The organism is Bradyrhizobium sp. OAE829 (genome assembly GCF_040546575.1).
Lineage (GTDB): Bacteria > Pseudomonadota > Alphaproteobacteria > Rhizobiales > Xanthobacteraceae > Bradyrhizobium.
This window is the reverse complement of sequence record NZ_JBEPOE010000001.1, coordinates 6,448,348-6,466,737: the sequence shown is the minus strand read 5'-3', so window position 1 is coordinate 6,466,737 and position 18,390 is coordinate 6,448,348. Positions and strand designations below refer to the sequence as shown.

The following is an 18,390-nucleotide window of genomic DNA, read 5'->3' as shown; positions in this document are numbered from 1 at the left end:
ATTGGGCCTCGCCGTCATTCCGGGGCGCATCGAAGATGCGAACCCGAAATCTCGAGATTCCGGGTCTGGTGCTAACGCACCATCCCGGAATGACGGCTGCGGTTACCCTTCGAGCCGTTCGTTGGAGACGATCTCGATCCCGAAACCGGACAGTCCCTTGTAGTCATGGACCGACGACGTCAGGTGCCGGATCGAAGTGATGCCGAGATCGCGCAATATTTGTGCGCCGACGCCGACTTCACGCCATTGCCGGTTGCGATCGGCCTCGGCGGATTTCTGTTCGCCGACCGGCTCGACCGGAACGCCGGCGGCGCCGTCGCGCAAATACACCAGCACGCCGCGGCCGGCCTGCTTGAAATGGTTGAGCACGATCTGCATGCGCGCCTGGCCGGTGAAGAGGTCTTTCACGATGTTGGGCTTGTGCAGCCGCGTCAGGACGTTCTTGCCGTCGCCGATGCCGTTATAGACGAAAGCGGCGTGCGCGATCTCATCGAACGGCGAACGGTAGGCGTAGCCCTGCAGCGGCCCGATCGGGCTATCCGTTGTAAAGGTCGCGACCCGCTCGATCAGCTTCTCGCGCGCCTGGCGGTAGGCGATCATGTCAGCGATCGTGACGTGCTTGAGCTTGTGGGTGGCAGCGAATTTTGCGACCTGCATGCCCTTCATCACGGTGCCGTCGTCGTTCATCAACTCGGAGATGACGCCGACCGGCGGCAGGCCGGAGAGCTTGCAGAGATCGACCGCCGCCTCGGTATGACCGGAACGCAGCAGCACGCCGCCGTCGCGGGCGATCAGCGGAAAGATATGACCGGGCCGGGCAAAATCGCTGGCGCCGGCATTCGGGTTGGCCAGCGCGCGGCAGCAGGAGGCGCGCTCGTCCGCTGAAATTCCGGTGCCGCCGTCGGGCTTGTAGTCGATCGAGACCGTGAAGGCGGTGGTGTGGTTGGAATCATTATGCGCGACCATCGGATCGAGCCGGAACCGGCGCGCGTCGTCCTGCGTGATCGGCGCGCAGACGATGCCCGAGGTATGGCGGATGATGAACGCCATTTTCTCGGCGGTGCAGAGCGAGGCGGCGACGATCAAATCGCCCTCACCCTCCCGGTCGTCATCGTCGGTGACGACGACGAGTTCGCCGTTGGCAAAGGCTTGCAGAACTTCCTGGATCGTATCGGCCATTTTCTCAAATTCTCGCTTTGGACAGGGAGTGCATTAGCCGGACTCATGGGCCCGCGCCAGCATCAATACGCAGGGCAGAACGTCGCCTGCGACGTTTCGCTGTACGAAATCGGCATGCAGGAAACCATTGACGGGGTCCGGCTTCAATCGCCATGGTCGCACCCATAAAAACAAGAAGCACCGTTCGGGGAAGAGACATATGCGTTTTCGGTTGAATTTCCACCTGATGGCATGGGCGGGGTTCGCCCTGATGGCAGGGGTCGCGGGCCTGTCGCACCCCGCTCCCGCCGCCGACGAATGGCCGACCCGCGAAATCACCTTCTATGTGCCCTACGCGCCGGGCGGCTCGACCGACCCGATCAGCCGCAAATTTTCCGAGCTGCTGGAGAAGCAACTCAAGGTCAAGGTAATCGTCGAGAACAAGCCGGGCGCCTCCGCGACCATCGGCACGGGCGCGGTCATCCGCGCCAAGCCGGACGGCTACACGATCGGGCTCGGCTCCAGTTCGTCGCTGGCCTACCAACCCCTCGAAATGAAGGGGTTGGCCTGGAAATCGGCCGATGACTACCAGTCGATCGCCAAGCTGTCCGATCTGCCTGTTATCCTCGCGGTGCCGGCGGAATCGCGCTGGAAGAACCTCGATGACTTTCTGGCCGACGCCAAGGCCAACCCGCGCAAGCTGAAGGTTTCGGTCTCCGGCCTGCGCTCGGTCAACGACATCGCGATCCAGCAACTGAACAAGCTTTCCGGCCTGCGCATCGTCACGGTGCCGTTTACCGGCGGCGGCGGCGAGGCGACGCTGGCCGCGCTCGGTGGCCGCGTCGACGGAACCGCCGGCTTTGCGCCGGGCATGAAGGGGCAGATCGATGCCGGCAAGCTGCGCGTGCTGGCGGTGTTCCAGGACGGCAAATACGACCTGCTGCCGGACGCCAAGCCGATCGGCGAGACGCCGTGGAAGGATACCTTCCCGGTCGGCTATTACGTGATCGCCCCGAATGGATTGCCGAAGCCGATCCTCGACAAACTGCTTGCAGTATCGAAGACCATCGTCGAGAGCGATGAATTCAAGAGCTTCCTGAAAGCCAACGGCTACACGTCCGATCCCAAGATTGGCGACGACATGAAGAAGGAGCTCGCCGGCTACGACCAGAAGTTCCGCGAGGTCGTCAAGTTTCTGGACGACGACAAGTGACGCCGGCGCGAAGTTTTGGGCTGCCGCGGGCGCGGCGGTTCGCCGGCCTGCTCGCGCTGCTGCTGGCCGGGACTTACGCGTTTGACGCCTGGCAGACGCTGTCGTTCGGGCGATGGCACAAGCCCGGAGCTGCGATCTTCCCGATCGCGGTGGCCGCGCTGATGGCGCTCTCGGCGATCTCGGTGCTGCTTGAAAGGCACGGCAGTGCTGCCGATCCGATGCCGGCCACCTTTACGGTGCCTGATGGTGCTGACCTGCGCCGGCTGCTTTCCGTGCTTGTGGCGTTTGCGATCTATTTCGTCGCGATGCCCGTTCTCGGCAACATGATCGCCTCGGCGCTGTTCTTGCTGGCAAGCATGTGGCTGCTCTCGGACGATCCCAACAGGTCGATCGTGCGTCTCGCGGTCTACGCCGTCGTGATCGCAATCGTTTTCGAGGTGTTTTTCGTACGGCTGCTGAAAGTGCAGATGCCGGCGGGCGTGTTCAAGCAATGGCTGTTCTGAGAACGGGCATGACATGAACTCCCTCCAGGGCCTGCTGTACGGCCTCTCCATTGCCGCAACGCCGGGCAATCTGCTGGCCGCCTTTGCCGGGGCGTTTGCGGGCACGGCCATCGGCGTGCTGCCGGGGCTTGGTCCTGTCGCCGGCGTCGCGCTGATCCTGCCGCTGACCTTCTCGCTCGACCCGACCGCGGGCCTCATTATGATGGCCGGCATCTTCTATGGCTCGATGTATGGCGGCTCGACCACCGCGATCCTGCTCAACATCCCCGGCGAGTCCGCTTCCGTCGTCACCGCGATCGACGGCTATCAGCTCGCCAAGAAGGGTCGCGCCGGCGCGACGCTGACCATCGTCGCGGTCGGCTCTTTTGTCGGCGGCACGCTGGCCGTCATTGGCGTCATGATGTTCTCCTCGCTGCTCGCCAAGGTCGCAATCCTGTTTGGCCCCGCGGAATTCTTCGCCCTCACCGCCGGCGGGCTGATCGTGATGTCGCGGATTTCAGGCGGCACGCTGGCCTCGGCGCTGTTGCCGATGACGCTCGGGCTGATGCTGGGCACCATCGGCCAGGAGGCCGTCACCGGCGAAACCCGGTTCACCTTCGGCCTGCCCGAGCTCGCCGAGGGCGTCTCGCTGGTGCCGGTCGTCGTCGGGCTCTACGGCTTTGCCGAGCTCATGCTGCTGGTCGAAGACAGAATCCACGCCGCGAACCGGCCGGAATCCGTTGCCATGCGCGACCTGTTGCCGACCCGCACCGAATGGAAGCGCGCGGTGCCCTCCTGGCTGCGCGGGACGTTTCTGGGGTTTCTGTTCGGCCTGGTGCCGGGACCGGCGGCGACCCTGGCCTCGTTCGCCTCCTACCGGCTGGAGAAGGCGGCCTCGAAACATGGCAGCGAGATCGGCAGCGGCGCCATCGAGGGCGTCGCCGGGCCCGAGGCCGCCAACAACTCCGCCGCCACCGCCTCGCTGGTACCGCTGCTGGCGCTCGGCATTCCCTTTACGCCGATTGCCGCCCTGATGATCTCCGCGATGCTGGTGCAGGGCATCCAGCCCGGGCCGCTACTGATCACCCAGCACCCGGAAATCTTCTGGGGACTGATCGCATCGGCCTATATCGGCAACGTCATGCTGCTGGCGCTGAACATCCCGATGGTCGGCGTCTGGGTCAGCCTGCTGCGGATTCCGCATTACCTGTTCATTCCGCTGCTGCTGGTGCTGTCCGTGATCGGCACCTACAGCGTCCGCAACAGCATCTTCGACGTCTGGGTGCTGCTCGCGGCCGGTGTAGTCGGCTATGCCTTCAACAAGATGAAATTCCAGCTCGCGCCGTTGGTGGTCGGCCTGATCCTCGGCCCCAACATCGAGAAACACTTTCGCGAGGCGCTGTTCCTCAGCCAGGGCGATCCCTGGATCTATGTCGAGAGCCCGATCGCGGTCACGGTGTGGCTCCTGGTGGCTTTGATCCTGATTGCGGGATTCATCGCCCGCCGCCGTGCGGCGTTTGCGGGGGCGATGGCGCAGGAAAGCAGCCTGTAACTCACCGCTGTCGCTGCTCGCGCCATTTCGAGAAGCCTGCAGCAAGGAGGATGCAGAAGGCCCACGCCAGCAAGGGCACGGCTGCGATCCGCGCGATGGCCCGGTACTGCTCTGCAAGGGCGCCTGCAACCGAGGGGGCGCGGGTCACGATCAGCGGCTCGTCCAGGGTCTTGAGGCCGAATTTTGTGGCAGCATCCCGCGCGACGATCTGCGCGCCGGATACGGCAACGCCGACGAACCGGACATATTCACCGCCGGCCTCGTTCCAGAATTGCGGATGCGAGGCGAGAATGCGTCCGGAATCCCTGATTTCGCCCGCGACCCAGACTTCGATGGGAAGCTCCGGTCTCCAGCCGTCGCCGACCAGCGGTGCAAGACGGCGGGTGCCATAACTCTTGCTGCCGCGGCCGCCGCTCAAGCGCGCCTCGCTCGCGAACTCGCCTGCAACGCGCCAACGCGGCGCAGTGTAACCGGCGACGCCGACACCCACAGGAATATCGTCGACCAGACGCAGATTGACAGTGCGGCCCCACAAGGGCGCATCCACGACAAAGACCGGCGACACGCCCGTTAACGTCATGATCGCGACCGCAGGCATGAACAGGCCGGGCCGAGATCGCGTGATGCCAATCGCCAACGGCAGACCGAGCAGGAACACCCCGACGATCCACGGCACAACCGGCGTATACGCAACGACAAGGGTGCCGAGCGCCAGCTGAAACAGTATCGCAGCCGTTCCCGCCAGCAGGCAACCGAACAGCGTGGAGGACGAGGATGCCGGGCTCGACGCACGAGCGCTAGTTGATGACGATAGGGATAACCGCATACCGAATGAAATTTCTTTGCCGCCAGGGAATGGCGCGCCATACGGTACTCAGCGTCGGCTGCGTTAAATCCGGTTCAAGCGGCTGCGTGCGTGACGTCACACGCCCACGTCACCCCTTCCGGTCCGCAAGCAGGCAGCCTTACGGCAGCACTTCCTTGCGCTCGGCGAGCAGCGTGTCCATTTCGGCGCGCTTTTCTTCCAGCAATCCCGCCTGCGCGGCCTCGATCACGGTATACAATTCGTGGGCGTCGCTGAGCCGGGTCACGGTCACGTAGTCGGCGCCGGCTGCGTAGAGATCATTGACGTCGCGAAGCATATCCGCAGTCGCGACGATCTTAGCTGATGGGTTGAGCGTGCGGACGTGCCGCACCAGCTTCTCGTTGTTGGCGCCCTTCAGCAGCGAATCCGGCACGCTCAGGATGATCAGCTCCGACTTGCCGATACCGGCATGGAGCAGCGTATCGACATTGCTGATATCGCCATAGATCACGTGCAGGCCGCGGTCGGCCAGCGTCCGGAACACGTTGGGATTGAAATCGATCACAGTGATCTGTTCGAGCACGAGCGGATTCTGCCGCTCGATTTCGGCCAGCAGCGCGCTCGCGGCGCGGAAGAAGCCGAGAATGACGATGCGGCGGGCTTCATGGCCGCCCTCATGTACGGCCTCGCCCTGGCCGTGATCGAGATCGCGCAGGCCGATCTTCTTCATCGGATTGATCAGAGCTCGCGTGATCTCATCGCTCTTGCCCATCACGAAGGTGCTGATCACGGCCAAAATGACGAACGCGAACGACGCCGCGCTCGACGTTTCGGTCCCGATATGGTTGGCGACGACACCGGTCTGGATCACAACCAGTGAAAACTCCGAGATCTGCGCCAGATTGATCGCCGGCAACAGGCTGGCGCGCAGACCCTGCTTCATCAGATAGAGCGGCACAAATGTCGTCAGCAGGCGGCTCACAACGGTGAAGGCGGCGATCAGCAGCGCCAGCCAAATCACCGACGCGCCGGGAATGGGAATGGTCATGCCCAGGGCCACGAAGAACAGCGTGATGAAGAAATCACGCAGCGTCGTCACCTTGGCGGTGACGTCGAGCGCATAGGGGAATGTCGAGAGCGAGACACCGGCGACCAGCGAACCCATTTCGCGGGACAGATGCAAGCGTTCGGCGATCTCGCCGATCAGGAAACACCAGGCCAGAGCGCCGAGCAGGATCAACTCCGGCCGCCGCGCGATCTGGTGGAAAAGTCTTGGCAGCAAATACCGGCTCAATACCAACGCAGTCGCCACCAGCACGCCGACCCGGCCGATCGAAATCAGGATCACGCTCACCTGAAGATTGTCGAGGCTCGGCTGCACGGCGAGGAACAGGATCGCGAAGATGTCCTGCAGCACCAATACGCCGAGCGTGATGCGGCCGGGCAGCGTATCGAGTTCACGCTTCTCGTATAGCACCTTGACGATGATGACGGTCGAGGAGAGCGCACAGGCGACGCAGAGATACAGCGCGTCGAAACGGCCCGCCCCCATCGACAGCCCGATGCCCCAGAAGAACAGGATCCCGAGCACGCAGCCGCCGACCAATTGCCCGCCCGCGGCGAACAGGATGACCTTGCCGGCGCGCACGATCTTTTTCAGGTCGATTTCCAGCCCGATCATGAACAGCATGAAGATCAGGCCGAGCTCGGAGATAACGTGAATCGAGTCCTTGGAATGGACCCATTTCATGCCGAATGGACCGATGACAAACCCGGCGATAAGGTAGGCGAGGATCAGCGGTTGCCGGGTAAAATGCGCCAGCAAGCCAAGCACCCAGGCAAACAGGATGCATAAAGTGATATCGCCGATAAGCTCGTGCATATTTCCTGACTTTTCCTCATTGCAACCTAGAGGCCGGGGCGCAACGGTCAAACGAGAAATGTGTCACATCCGCCTGACGGGTCTCTTTCTAGCGATTCTTGCCTGCCTGTCGATCTTTTCCACACCGGGAACGCAGGCGCAGGCGGCCGCCAGCATCCGGCAAAATTTGGACGGTTCCTGACGGCGAACCCCGCACGCACCCCCCGCCATATGGGCAGCATCGATAGCAGACATTCCGCTTTCATCCCCCGACGGCGACCGACTAAGATCACCGGCAAGAACTGACCAAATACCGGAGGGCCGCGCCAGCAGCCGTCTCAACGAAAAACAAAACGGGAGTGAATGTCCAATGTCTACCGCATCAATCTTCGATTTCGCACCATTGCTGCCGGCCGGATTGCCGGCGCCGGCGGCGCGGTGGACGGGTCTGGCCAAATACAGTTTCGTCGGCGGCAACAATGATCCCGACCAGGTGCCGGTCGATGGCCTGATCGAGGCGCTCACCACCGTCCTCCAGCGCGAGGGCAAGACGCTCGCGACCTACGGCCTCGCCAGCGGCCCGCAGGGCTACCGCCCCCTGCGCGAATTCCTCACCAGGAAACTCAAGCGCGACGCCGGTATCGGCTGCACCGCCGACGACGTCATGATCGTCTCCGGTTCGCTGCAGGCGCTCGACCTCGTCAACGCGACGCTCCTGGCACGCGGCGATACCGTGCTGATCGAACAGGAGAGCTATCAGGGCTCGCTGAGCCGGCTGACCCGGCTCGGCGTCAAGACGGTCGGCATTCCCCTCGACGACGAGGGCATGCGGATGGACGCGCTGGCGGCTGTTCTGGCCGACCACAAGCGCCGCGGCATCATGCCGAAATACATCTACACCATCCCGACCGTGCAGAACCCGACCGGCTCGATCCTGCCGGAGGCGCGGCGCGCCGAAATGATAAAACTGTCGCAGGAATACGGCGTGCCGATCTTCGAGGACGATTGCTACGCCGACCTGATCTGGAACGGCCAGCGCCCGCCCGCGATCTATGCGATGAGCAAGCAAGGCGGCGTCATCCATATCGGCTCGTTCTCCAAATCGATTGCTCCGGCGCTGCGGGTCGGATTCATCGTCGCGCCCTGGGAGATGATGTCGCGGATGCTGGCGCTGAAGACCGATGCCGGAAGTGGCGCGCTGGAGCAGATGGTGCTGGCGGAATATTGCGCGCCGCATTTCGCAACCCACGTGCCGAAGCTGACACGCGGCCTGCGCGCCAAGCTCGACACGCTGATGGAGGCGCTCAACGAGCAGTTCGGCACAGCAGCCGAGTTCGAGGATCCCAAGGGCGGCATCTTCCTGTGGGTCAAACTCCCCGACAATGTCGATACGCTGAAGCTGTATCAGGCTGCATTGGCCGCCGGCGTCGCCATCAACCCGGGGCCGGAATGGTCGACCGACAAGTCCTATGCCGGCAGCCGCTTGCGGCTGTGCTTTGCCAGCCCCTCCCATGAGCAGATCCGCGAAGGGGTTGCCGTGCTGGCGGACGTCTGCCGCAAGGAGTTCGGCGTGCCCGAGCGAAGCGCCAATGTGGAGAAGCGGGCGCGGACTTGAGAGTCTGACTTAAAAAGAGATCAATGAAATAGCGCCTTGCACCGAACGTCGTCATGCCCGGCCTTGTGCCGGGCATCCACGTCTTGGCTTCCACCAAGCAAGAAAGACGTGGATGGCCGGGACAAGCCCGGCCATGACGAAAAAGCGACTGGCAGCGCCCCTCACCGCACCGCGAACGGCGCCTGATACGGCCGGCCGAACGGCACGCCGTTGATCACGGTCTGCACCGGTTTCAGCAGCAGCTTGCCCTCGCGCTTGTTGTTGCGGGTGTCGACGAACGAGACCTGCGCCTCCACCAGTTCCATGATCGCGACGTCGCCGGGCGCGCCGACCTGCAGCGTGCCGATTTTCGGTGCGCGGTTGATGATCTTGGCGGGCGCCGAGGTTGCCATCGCCACCACCTGCTCCACCGTAAATCCGAGCGGGATGAACTTGCTCATCACGTTCGGCAGATACGGCATGCCGGGCGAGTTGCCGGAGAAGACGTGGATGTCGGACGAGATCGTGTCGGGCGGGCAGCCGCCCGCGATCGCAGGCTCAGCCACCGTGAAATCGAAACTGCCGCCGCCATGCCCGACGTCGAACATCACGCCGCGCTGCTTGGCGGCAAGCGCTGCCGGCAGCAGCTTGCCATCCTGCACGATGTTGGTGAAGACGCCGCCGATGTTCGGCGCGCCGGAATAGGCATGGGTCAATACGTCGCCGGGCCGCAGCAGATCGAGAATCTGCGACATCAACTCCCTGGTCTCGACGCCGCCGATATGCACCATCATCTTGGCCGGCCAGCCGCACATCTCGCAGGCTTTTATCGCTCGCTTCAGCGGTTCAAGGCCGTGCTTGGCAATGACGTTCTCCGACATCCGGACTTTGACGCCGAGCAGGAAATCCGGATTCTCGGCCAGCGCCATGGCGCAGGCGTCGAGTTGCGCGTGGTCGATGTTGTAGAGTTCGGCGACCGGGAAACCCGACAAACCGTGATTGGCGATATGGACGAAGGCGTAAATCCGTGCGCGGGATTGCGCCACGATGTAGCGGCGCAGCGCCGCGATATTGTTGACGCCGGCGTCCCCCGCCGACACGACGGTCGTCGTTGCCTGGGCCTGCACCAATTCGTCGGCGGGAATGCCGATCCCCGAGCCATAGGGGTAGACGTGGGAGTGCAGGTCGATCAAACCCGGCGTCACCAGTTTGCCGGCAGCGTCGATGGTCTTCGCGGCGCGTGCGGCCGGAATATCGGCCTCAACCGCCTCGATCATGCCCCAGCGAATGCCGATATCACGTTTTCCCCGCAACGACTGGCTGGGATCGAGCACATCGCCGCCCTTGATCACGAGGTCGAACTTGTCGTTCGGACCCATCGCGGCATTCGCCGGTGCGGCCATCGCAGCAACCGCGGCCGATCCTGACAGGCTCAGAAAATCACGGCGTGAAAACCCGCTCATGGCATCGCTCCCCCATATGATTTTTATGGCGCGATGATGCGCCGGGACCGGGCTTTACGCAAGCGGGCGCATGCCCACGATCAACCTAGGCGGGTATCAATGACCGTGCGGCTGGACGGTCCGTGGGCGCGGCTGTCCCGGACGGTCACGTAAACGCAACGTTTCGAGCGCGGGTTATTGGACTAAAGAAACTCGCTCGTGCACGGAACCAACGCACGCATTGCATCCGCAGATCCTTGCTGAACAGACATTCAGAATTCTCTTCAAGTTTCGTCGGAACGTTCCCGTCGATGCGCTGTTCTATCCTCGCTCAATTGAGGAGAGGACAAGTAATGAAGAAGTTTGGATTAGTTTTGGCCGCGCTTGGCGCGATCATCATCGGGGTGCCGTCGATTGCAAGCGCACAGACTGTTGTGATCAAGCGTGGCGGCGGTTATCACCAAGGCCATCACCACTCTCACGGTGCACGCGCCGAATACCGCGGGCATCGTGACCGCGGCTACCATCGCGGACATCGTGGTCATGGTCACCACAACAAGGTCGTGATCATCAAGAAGCATCGTTACTGAGGTTGATGCCTCAGACTTAGGCCCTCAACGGAAAATGGCTCCTCGCGGAGCCATTTTCTTTGTTCGTATGATCGTCAAGCTTGTTCAGCGAAGCGGCCTGTAACGGCCGGTCAGCTGTAGATTTCGAACAGGCCTGCGCCGCCCTGGCCGCCACCGATACACATGGTGACGACGCCCCACTTCGCCTTGCGGCGACGGCCTTCCTGCAGGATGTGGCCGGTGAGCCGCGCGCCGGTCATGCCGAAGGGATGACCGATCGCGATCGAACCGCCGTTGACGTTGTACTTCTCGGGGTCGATGCCGAGCTTGTCGCGCGAATACAGGCACTGGCTGGCGAAGGCTTCGTTCAGCTCCCAGAGGTCAATGTCGTCGATCTTGAGGCCATGGCGCTTCAACAGCTTCGGCACGGCGAAGATCGGGCCGATGCCCATCTCATCCGGCTCGCAACCCGCCGCCGCCCAGGCAACGAAACGGCCGAGCGGCTGCAGGCCGCGCTTTTCGGCATCCTTGGCTTCCATCAGCACGACAGCCGCCGCACCGTCCGAGAGCTGGCTTGCATTGCCGGCGGTGACGTACTTGCCGGCGCCCTTGACCGGCTCGAGCTTGGCGAGGCCTTCCATGGTGGTCTCGGGCCGGTTGCATTCGTCGCGATCGACCGTGTAGTCGACGATGCTTTCCGCCTTGGTCGCCTTGTCGACCACCTTCATCCTGGTCTTCATCGGGACGATTTCGTCCTTGAACTTGTTGGCCTGCTGCGCGGCCGCCATGCGGCGCTGCGATTCCAGCGAGTACTCGTCCTGGTATTCGCGGCTGAGCTTGTAGCGCTCGGCGACGATGTCTGCGGTGTCGATCATCGCCATGAAGATGTCGGGCGCGGCCTTGAGCAAATCCGGATCGATCGATTCCTTGGGCGAGCCGCCGCCGGGAATTGAGATGCTTTCAACGCCGCCGGCCACGATGCAATCGGCACCGTCCGAACGAATGCTGTTGGCGGCCATCGCGATGGTCTGCAGCCCCGAGGAGCAGAAGCGGTTGACCGAAACGCCGGCCGTCGACTTTGGCATGCCAGCCAGCAGCGCCGCCTGGCGGCCGATATTGGGCGCGCCGTGCGCGCAATTGCCGAGATAGCAGTCCTCGACGTAGTCCTTCTCGACGCCGGCGCGCTCGACCGCGTGCTTGATGGCGTGGGCCGCCATGGACATCGGAGGGGTGATATTGAACCCGCCGCGGCCGGACTTCGCCAGCCCCGTACGTGCATAGGAAACGATAACAGCTTCACGCATTTTCTAGACCTCCCTTTGATGCCACCCAGTATGGACTGGACCTCAGCCCGTGTGTAGCGAAAAACCTTGAATTCCGGCGGACGGAAAAGGAGGAATCGCCTTCAATCCCACGCCGGCCCGAAGGCGGGATTTACACAACGTTTGTCCTTCGGCAAGGCCGCGATTGCTTTTCGATCGTCGTCATCAAGCCGCAGCTGCAGCGCGTCGAGATTGGCCTTTTGGCTTTCGGCGCGCGACGCCTTCGGGATCGCGGCGACGCCGTCCTGGTCGAGCAACCATTTCAGCGCCACCTGTGCGGCGCTCGCATCATGTTTCCGCCCGATCGCGGTCAGAGTCTCGTCGGAGGCCACGCGGCCCTGCGCCAGCGGGCAATAAGCAACCAGCGGAATCGATTTGGCGCTGAGATATTGGCGCAGCTTTGTCTGATTCAGCATCGCGTGGTATTCGACCTGGTTGCAGGCAATCGGAGCCTTGATCTCCTCGACCACGGTCTTTAAGAGCGCGATGTTGAAATTGGCGACCCCGATGGCGCGGGTGCGGCCTTCCTGCTTCAGCTTCATCAAGGTCTCGAACATCGCCGGCAGGTTCATGTTCTTCGACGGCCAGTGCACCAGATAGAGATCGACCTGGTCGAGCCGCAGCTTCTTCAGGGAAGCATCGAACGCCCGGCGGATCGCGTCCGGCGCCAGGTTTTCGTTCCAGACCTTGGTGGTGACATGCAGGTCCTTGCGGGCGATACGCGAGGCCGCGATCGCTGCGCCGATCGGCTCCTCATTGCCGTACATTTCCGCAGTGTCGAGATGCCGGTAGCCCAGCGCAATCGCACTTTCAACCGCGGCGCGGCAGGCATCGCCCAGCAGCCGAAAGGTGCCAAGCCCAAGCCTCGGCAGGGCAATGCCCTGCGTTTGCAGATTCTCCATTGAATGCTCCCAAAGGCGTAAAGTGTCGCGGGGAAGACGAAAGCCGCATGGACGGCATAGGATTGCGTAGGGTAGATCGCTATAAATAGACTGCCCGCAAGGCGTTGGGCAAATCAAGATCGGGTCAGGAAGAGCATGGGCAACGCGTTGCAACGATGGCTGGATTCCCATCAATTGCCGGCGATCGCCGCCGCCGTGCTCGGCGTGATCACCACGCTCTCCGTGCTGATCGTGGCTGTCTTCTTTCTGATCGGAAAACCCTGAGCTATCGCTGCCAGCTGCAGATGCCGCCGGACTTGCACGGCCAGGTTTGAATCCGGGTATCGCGCGCCTGCGCATCGAGCGGATTGTGGCGCGGCTTCGCCAGCTTCGCACGCGCTGCGGCGCGCGGCGCCTCAGTGCTGGACTTCTCGGCCTGAGATTTGGCGGCCTGCGCCTTGCGTGGCGGCAGCTTGGGCCAGATGGTCGAATCCAGATCTGCCTCCGTGTCCTCCGACCTTGCCTCGATCCGAACCGGCCCGAACCGCGCTTCCGGCCCGATCCGCTTGGGCGACAATACGGCGCTCGGAAGATCAAGGCTGAGCAACTCACCCGGACGATACTCGGCCGCCGTCGCGGAGCTGGCCAATGCCAAGAACCCCGTGCAAACCGCTGCAGCTAAAGCGCTTTTCAGGACCATTATGGGCCTCCTGAAATGACTCAAAATAAAGATAACTGGGAACATGTAGGAAGCCGGCAGGCCTTTTCCAGGCGAAATTTTCGGCAAGGTTACCCGCTAACTACGCCGGCCGCGCAAAATCCGCGGCCGGCGGCCCGGAACCTATTCCGCGGCTTGCGCAACCGGCTGCCCGATCGTGCGCTGCAGCCGCACGCATTCCTGGCGGTAGCGCGCGACATTGGCCTCCTTGATGTGGCCGTAGCCGCGCACGAGGTCAGCCGTTTTCGCCAGCGCCACCAGCCGCGGCCAGTCCTGCGGTTTGGCCGTGTCGAGGTGGCGGAGGATCATGTCAGAATATTCGCCCGGCAGTGCCCGCTCCATCCGGCGCTCGGAGGTATAGCCGAACGGATCGAACGCGGTGCCGCGCAGGAATTTGAAGCGCGTCAGGACATCGAACGCCCTTAGGATCCAGCCGCCGAATTCGCGCTTGCGCAAATGCCCGGTCACCTTGTCGCGGCGCGCCAGCAAGGGCGGCGCCAGGCTGACCTTGACGCTCGCGTCGCCGTCGAACTGCTCCTTCAACGCTCTGGCAAACTCTCCGTCGGAATAAAGCCGGGCCACCTCATACTCGTCCTTGTAGGCCATCAGCTTGAACAGGCCCTTGGCAAAGGCTTCGGTGAGGTCCTGCGCTGCAGGCGAAGCCTTGGCTTCGGCGGCCCGCACGCGCGCGACCTCGGCGAGGTAGCGCTTCGAATAGGCCTCGTTCTGGTAATCGGTCAGGAAGCCAGCACGGTGAGCGATGGTCTCGTCCAACGTCCGCTTGACCGGGGCTGTGCCCTGCGCCTTGAAGCGCGCGGCGCTGACGACGCGCTGCAGGTCGTGCGCGGCAAGCCGGCCCCAGGAGAACGCCAGCTTGTTCATCTCGATGGCCGCGCCGTTGAGGTCGATCGCCTTCATGATCGCCTCCAGCGACAGCGGAATCGCGCCGCGCTGGAAGGCAAAGCCGAGCATGAAGGAATTGGTCGCGATGCTGTCGCCCATCAGGGATGAGGCGAGACCGGTCGCATCGAGGATGTCGAGATCGGTTGCGCTAACGGCCTCATTGAGCGAGTCCCGCATCGCGCCGGCCTGGAAGTCGATATCGGGATCGATGACAAAACTTGCGGTCGGCAACAGATCGGCGTTGACGATCGCGCGCGTCAGGCCGCGCTCGGCGCGGCTCAGCGCCGGGATGCTGGTGGCGACGACGATGTCGCAGCCGAGAATGAGGTTGGCGCTGCCGGGCCCGATCCGGACATTGGCGAGATCGTCCGCCGACGGCGCGATGCGGACGTGACTCATCACCGCGCCGTTCTTCTGCGACAATCCCGTGAAGTCGAGCGTCGAGCAGGCCCTGCCGTCGACATGCGCGGCCATGCCGAGCAATGCGCCGATGGTGATGACGCCGGTGCCGCCGATGCCGGTGACGAGGATGTTGAACGCGCCGTCCAGCGCCGGCAGCGTCGGCTGCGGCAGATCGGCGAACAACGCCGACGGGTCCGCCGCGGCGCGATCGGCCTTCCGCAACTTGCCGCCATGCACGGTGACGAAACTCGGACAAAAGCCCTCGATGCAGGAGAAATCCTTGTTGCAGTTCGACTGGTCGATCCGGCGCTTGCGACCGAGTTCGGTTTCCAGCGGCTGCACCGAGACGCAGTTGGAAGCAGCCGAGCAGTCGCCGCAGCCTTCGCAGACGCGCTCATTGATGAAGACACGCTTCGGGGGATCCGGATAGAGCCCGCGCTTGCGGCGGCGGCGCTTTTCGGCGGCGCAGGTCTGGTCGTAGATCAGAACCGAGAGGCCTTTGACGTCGCGCAGTTCCTTCTGCACGGCGTCGAGTTCGCGGCGGTGATGAACAGTGGCGCCTGCGGGGAAATAATTGCTGGGGTATTTCTCGGGATCGTCAGAGACGATCGCAAGACGCTTGGCACCTTCGGCGGAAACCTGATGCGCGATCTGCGACACGGTCAGGCCGCCCTCGGCGGGCTGGCCGCCGGTCATCGCGACAGCGTCGTTGTAGAGGATCTTGTAGGTGATGTTGACGCCGGCGGCGGAAGCCGCGCGCAGCGCCAGCAAGCCCGAATGGGTGTAGGTGCCGTCGCCGAGATTCTGGAACACATGCTGTTCGCTGGTGAACGGCGCCTGCCCGATCCAGGTGACGCCTTCGGCGCCCATATGCGAGATCGTCGCGGTGCGGCGGTTCGGCACCGAGAGCGCCATGCCGTGACAGCCGATGCCGGCCATCGCGCGGCTGCCCTCGGGTACTTTGGTGGAGGTATTGTGCGGGCAGCCCGAGCAGAAGTACGGTGTGCGCTGCAGCTTTGCGGCACCAATGCCTTCCGCGGGCCGGTCGAACGCTTCGAGTTTTGCCAGACGCTGTTCCAGCGCAGGGCTGCGATGGCCGAGCCGGCGCAACCGCGCCACCACGGCCGCGGCGACCATGGTGGGCGTGAGTTCGCCTTCGCTTGGCAGCAGCATCGCGCCGGTCTCGTCGCGCTTGCCGACCACCGAGGGGCGCCTCGTAGCATCGACATTGTAGAGGATGCGCAGCAGCTGATCCTCGATGAAGCCGCGCTTCTCCTCGACCACCAGCACGTCCTGCAGGCCTTCGGCGAACGCGCGCGCGCCGTGCTCCTCCAGCGGCCAGGTCAGCGCGACCTTGTAGATGCGCAGTCCCAGCGACTGCGCCTCGGCGTCGGTAATACCAAGATCGGCCAGCGCCTGGCGCAGGTCGAGATAGGCCTTGCCGGTCGCCATGATGCCGAGCCGCGCCGGCTTGGAATCCAGCACGATACGGTCGAAGCGATTGACGCGGGTGAAGGCGGCGACCGCCTGCATCTTCGGGCCGTGAAGCCTGCGCTCCTGCTCCAGCGGCGCGTCCGGCCAGCGGATGCCAAGCCCGCCCGGCGGCATCTCGAAATCGGTAGGGATGATGATCTTGATGCGATCGGGATCGCTGACGATCGAGGCCGAGCTTTCGACCGTCTCGGAAATCGCCTTGAACCCGACCCAGCAACTGGAATAGCGCGACAGCGCAAACCCAAGAATCCCGAGGTCGAGATAGTCCTGCAGCGTCGCAGGGTTGACCACCGGCATCAGTGCCGCCGCGAACACCTGTTCGCTCTGATGCGCCAGCGTCGAGGACTGGCAACCATGATCGTCACCGGCCAGCGCGATCACGCCGCCATTGGGCGAGGTGCCGGCCGAGTTGGCATGCTTCAGCGCGTCCATCGAACGATCGACGCCGGGTCCCTTGCCGTACCAGATGCCGAACACGCCATCGACCTTGGCGCCCGGGAACATTCCGACCTGCTGGCTGCCCCACACCGCCGTCGCCGCCAGATCCTCGTTGAGGCCGGGCGCGAACTCGATGTTGTGTTCCCTGAGGAAGGATTTCGCACGCCACAGCGCGTGATCGTACATGCCGAGCGGAGAACCGCGATAACCCGAGATGAAGCCCGCGGTGTTGAGCCCCTGCGCGCGGTCGCGTTCGCGCTGCAACATCGGCAACCGGACCAGTGCCTGCGTACCGGAAAGAAAGATGCGTTTCGCATCCAGCCGGTACTTGTCGTCCAGCCCAACGTCCATCAACGTCATTTTTCGCTCCCCATCGCGTCTATCGCTCTGCCGGCGATTTTGAACCGGTCTAATTCAGGCCAGAATGCACCGGTTTTGCTATGCGTGCCCAGCCTGAATGCATGGCGGCAGGACATATCTCGGCTGCGATGTGGATTACGGTCGCACCCTTGCCGAAACCTGTCTTCTTTGAAACGCTGGACGGCAAACGGGAGAGCCCAAGGAAGACGTCAAGGAAAACCTAGAGATGACAGAAGCGGCATTCACGACAGAGATACTGGAAAGCGGCGACGTGCTCGTCGGGCCGTGGCGTCGCCCGGCGCAGATGCTGCATGCCCAAGTCTACGACTCCCACGCCTCGATCCATGACGATGCCACCGCGCAGAAGCTGGGCTTTCAGGGCGGCACCATCGAAGGCCCGACCCATTTCAGCCAGTTCGCGCCATTGTGCGAACGGATCTGGGGCCAGGCCTGGTTCGAGACCGGCTGCCTCTCGGCGCATTATCGCAATCCCGCTTTCGAAGGCGAGGAAGTCCAGGCCAATATCGAGAAGCCGAAGCCAGGCCAGACCGTTTGCACCATCGGCATGACCAAACGCGACGGCACCGAAATTTTGCGCGGCACCGCATCCGTCGGCGGCGATGGGACGGAAACCGCCCTTCACCGGCGGCTTGGCGAACTCAAGCCGCTCGCCGACCCCGTGATTCTCGGGGACCTCAAGGTCGGCATGAAGACCGGCCGGCATACGGTGAAAATGGATTTCGACCAGAACATGGGCGATCTCTATCCATTCTCGCTGGCCGAGAAGCTGAAGGTCATCACCGAACCTTCGGCCTATTACTCACAGGAACTCAATCCCTGGGGCCGGGCCATTATTCCCATGGAGATGCTGAGCGTGCTGTTTCAATACCGCGCGCGTGAGGATCGGTTGCCGGTGCGAGGCCCCGCGGTCGGACTGTTCGCGGATCAGGAGATCCGCCTTCTGCGCGGGCCGCTATTCGCCGGCGAGAACTACGTCACCGAACGCGAGGTCGTTGCGCTGAGCGGCAGCCGCCGGACCGAGAGCATGTGGGTGCGCACCACAGTGTTCGCCAGCGACGACAAGCCGGTCGCCACCATGCTGCTCAATCTCGCGAGCATCAAGGATTCCTACGCCAACTACGCGAGCGAGCACAAAGCGCTCTATGGTTGAGCCGACCTAGCGCGGTCGCGGCCGG

The 18,390-nt window shown here is 63.2% G+C and carries 15 protein-coding genes; 7 read left to right on the top strand and 8 right to left on the bottom strand.

Features of this window, described 5'->3' with window-relative positions; translation table 11 throughout:
- Window positions 1-102 precede the first annotated feature (102 nt).
- Window positions 103-1,179 (bottom strand): 3,4-dihydroxy-2-butanone-4-phosphate synthase, encoded by a 1,077-nt coding sequence (ribB, locus tag ABIE49_RS31135; RefSeq protein WP_192735145.1) that lies wholly within the window; start codon window positions 1,177-1,179, stop codon window positions 103-105.
- Window positions 1,180-1,378: 199 nt separating this feature from the next.
- Between ribB and ABIE49_RS31130 the strand changes: the two genes are divergently transcribed.
- From ABIE49_RS31130 to ABIE49_RS31120, 3 genes are read left to right on the top strand one after another with little or no spacing between them, the layout of a single operon-like run.
- Window positions 1,379-2,371 (top strand): Bug family tripartite tricarboxylate transporter substrate binding protein, encoded by a 993-nt coding sequence (locus ABIE49_RS31130; RefSeq protein ID WP_192735146.1) that lies wholly within the window; start codon window positions 1,379-1,381, stop codon window positions 2,369-2,371.
- On the top strand, window positions 2,368-2,874 hold the full coding sequence (locus ABIE49_RS31125; protein WP_192735147.1) for a tripartite tricarboxylate transporter TctB family protein: 507 nt from the start codon (window positions 2,368-2,370) through the stop codon (window positions 2,872-2,874). The genes ABIE49_RS31130 and ABIE49_RS31125 overlap by 4 nt, the downstream gene beginning before the upstream one ends.
- Before the next feature lie 13 nt (window positions 2,875-2,887).
- Window positions 2,888-4,405: a tripartite tricarboxylate transporter permease gene (locus ABIE49_RS31120; RefSeq protein WP_192735148.1), complete on the top strand. Its 1,518-nt coding sequence runs from the start codon at window positions 2,888-2,890 to the stop codon at window positions 4,403-4,405.
- A 1-nt stretch (window position 4,406) separates the two neighbouring features.
- Here ABIE49_RS31120 and ABIE49_RS31115 read toward each other — a convergent pair whose 3' ends face one another.
- Both ABIE49_RS31115 and ABIE49_RS31110 read right to left on the bottom strand, forming a co-directional pair.
- Window positions 4,407-5,231, bottom strand: coding sequence for a hypothetical protein (locus ABIE49_RS31115; protein ID WP_192735149.1), 825 nt, complete (start codon window positions 5,229-5,231; stop codon window positions 4,407-4,409).
- 139 nt (window positions 5,232-5,370) lie between these two features.
- Window positions 5,371-7,092: a cation:proton antiporter gene (locus ABIE49_RS31110; protein WP_192735150.1), complete on the bottom strand. Its 1,722-nt coding sequence runs from the start codon at window positions 7,090-7,092 to the stop codon at window positions 5,371-5,373.
- Between the two features lie 349 nt (window positions 7,093-7,441).
- Between ABIE49_RS31110 and ABIE49_RS31105 the strand changes: the two genes are divergently transcribed.
- Window positions 7,442-8,686, top strand: coding sequence for an aminotransferase-like domain-containing protein (locus tag ABIE49_RS31105; RefSeq protein WP_192735151.1), 1,245 nt, complete (start codon window positions 7,442-7,444; stop codon window positions 8,684-8,686).
- Window positions 8,687-8,847: 161 nt separating this feature from the next.
- Here the strand turns inward: ABIE49_RS31105 and ABIE49_RS31100 are convergent, their stop codons facing one another.
- The gene (locus ABIE49_RS31100) at window positions 8,848-10,128 is read right to left on the bottom strand and encodes an amidohydrolase family protein (RefSeq protein ID WP_192735152.1); all 1,281 of its coding nucleotides are present in this window, start codon (window positions 10,126-10,128) and stop codon (window positions 8,848-8,850) included.
- Window positions 10,129-10,460: 332 nt separating this feature from the next.
- On the opposite strand from ABIE49_RS31100, the gene ABIE49_RS31095 reads away from it, so the two are divergent.
- Complete coding sequence (locus ABIE49_RS31095) at window positions 10,461-10,697, top strand: hypothetical protein (RefSeq protein WP_192735153.1); 237 nt, start codon at window positions 10,461-10,463, stop codon at window positions 10,695-10,697.
- A 110-nt stretch (window positions 10,698-10,807) separates the two neighbouring features.
- On the opposite strand, the gene ABIE49_RS31090 is transcribed toward ABIE49_RS31095, so the two are convergent.
- Together ABIE49_RS31090 and ABIE49_RS31085 are read right to left on the bottom strand one after the other, a co-directional pair.
- Complete coding sequence (locus ABIE49_RS31090; RefSeq protein ID WP_192735154.1) at window positions 10,808-11,980, bottom strand: acetyl-CoA C-acyltransferase; 1,173 nt, start codon at window positions 11,978-11,980, stop codon at window positions 10,808-10,810.
- 101 nt (window positions 11,981-12,081) lie between these two features.
- Complete coding sequence (locus ABIE49_RS31085) at window positions 12,082-12,900, bottom strand: aldo/keto reductase (RefSeq protein ID WP_192735155.1); 819 nt, start codon at window positions 12,898-12,900, stop codon at window positions 12,082-12,084.
- Window positions 12,901-13,035: 135 nt separating this feature from the next.
- Between ABIE49_RS31085 and ABIE49_RS31080 the strand changes: the two genes are divergently transcribed.
- Window positions 13,036-13,164, top strand: a complete 129-nt coding sequence (locus ABIE49_RS31080) for a hypothetical protein (protein ID WP_283813476.1) — start codon at window positions 13,036-13,038, stop codon at window positions 13,162-13,164.
- A 1-nt stretch (window position 13,165) separates the two neighbouring features.
- Here the strand turns inward: ABIE49_RS31080 and ABIE49_RS31075 are convergent, their stop codons facing one another.
- Window positions 13,166-13,666, bottom strand: coding sequence for a hypothetical protein (locus ABIE49_RS31075; RefSeq protein ID WP_354067094.1), 501 nt, complete (start codon window positions 13,664-13,666; stop codon window positions 13,166-13,168).
- Window positions 13,667-13,720: 54 nt separating this feature from the next.
- On the bottom strand, window positions 13,721-17,194 hold the full coding sequence (locus ABIE49_RS31070) for an indolepyruvate ferredoxin oxidoreductase family protein (RefSeq protein ID WP_192735156.1): 3,474 nt from the start codon (window positions 17,192-17,194) through the stop codon (window positions 13,721-13,723).
- Window positions 17,195-17,420: 226 nt separating this feature from the next.
- Between ABIE49_RS31070 and ABIE49_RS31065 the strand changes: the two genes are divergently transcribed.
- Complete coding sequence (locus ABIE49_RS31065) at window positions 17,421-18,365, top strand: hypothetical protein (protein ID WP_192735157.1); 945 nt, start codon at window positions 17,421-17,423, stop codon at window positions 18,363-18,365.
- Window positions 18,366-18,390: the final 25 nt, after the last annotated feature.

What these genes read in the sequence shown, in the direction of transcription:
- ABIE49_RS31095 (WP_192735153.1), top strand. Translation starts at nt 10,461, where the DNA reads ATGAAGAAGTTTGGATTAGTTTTGGCCGCGCTTGGCGCGATCATCATC.
- ABIE49_RS31115 (WP_192735149.1), bottom strand. Translation starts at nt 5,231, where the DNA reads ATGCGGTTATCCCTATCGTCATCAACTAGCGCTCGTGCGTCGAGCCCG.
- ABIE49_RS31100 (WP_192735152.1), bottom strand. Translation starts at nt 10,128, where the DNA reads ATGAGCGGGTTTTCACGCCGTGATTTTCTGAGCCTGTCAGGATCGGCC.
- ABIE49_RS31080 (WP_283813476.1), top strand. Translation starts at nt 13,036, where the DNA reads ATGGGCAACGCGTTGCAACGATGGCTGGATTCCCATCAATTGCCGGCG.
- ABIE49_RS31105 (WP_192735151.1), top strand. Translation starts at nt 7,442, where the DNA reads ATGTCTACCGCATCAATCTTCGATTTCGCACCATTGCTGCCGGCCGGA.
- ABIE49_RS31065 (WP_192735157.1), top strand. Translation starts at nt 17,421, where the DNA reads ATGACAGAAGCGGCATTCACGACAGAGATACTGGAAAGCGGCGACGTG.
- ABIE49_RS31110 (WP_192735150.1), bottom strand. Translation starts at nt 7,092, where the DNA reads ATGCACGAGCTTATCGGCGATATCACTTTATGCATCCTGTTTGCCTGG.
- ABIE49_RS31120 (WP_192735148.1), top strand. Translation starts at nt 2,888, where the DNA reads ATGAACTCCCTCCAGGGCCTGCTGTACGGCCTCTCCATTGCCGCAACG.
- ABIE49_RS31130 (WP_192735146.1), top strand. Translation starts at nt 1,379, where the DNA reads ATGCGTTTTCGGTTGAATTTCCACCTGATGGCATGGGCGGGGTTCGCC.
- ABIE49_RS31090 (WP_192735154.1), bottom strand. Translation starts at nt 11,980, where the DNA reads ATGCGTGAAGCTGTTATCGTTTCCTATGCACGTACGGGGCTGGCGAAG.
- ABIE49_RS31085 (WP_192735155.1), bottom strand. Translation starts at nt 12,900, where the DNA reads ATGGAGAATCTGCAAACGCAGGGCATTGCCCTGCCGAGGCTTGGGCTT.
- ribB (WP_192735145.1), bottom strand. Translation starts at nt 1,179, where the DNA reads ATGGCCGATACGATCCAGGAAGTTCTGCAAGCCTTTGCCAACGGCGAA.
- ABIE49_RS31070 (WP_192735156.1), bottom strand. Translation starts at nt 17,194, where the DNA reads ATGACGTTGATGGACGTTGGGCTGGACGACAAGTACCGGCTGGATGCG.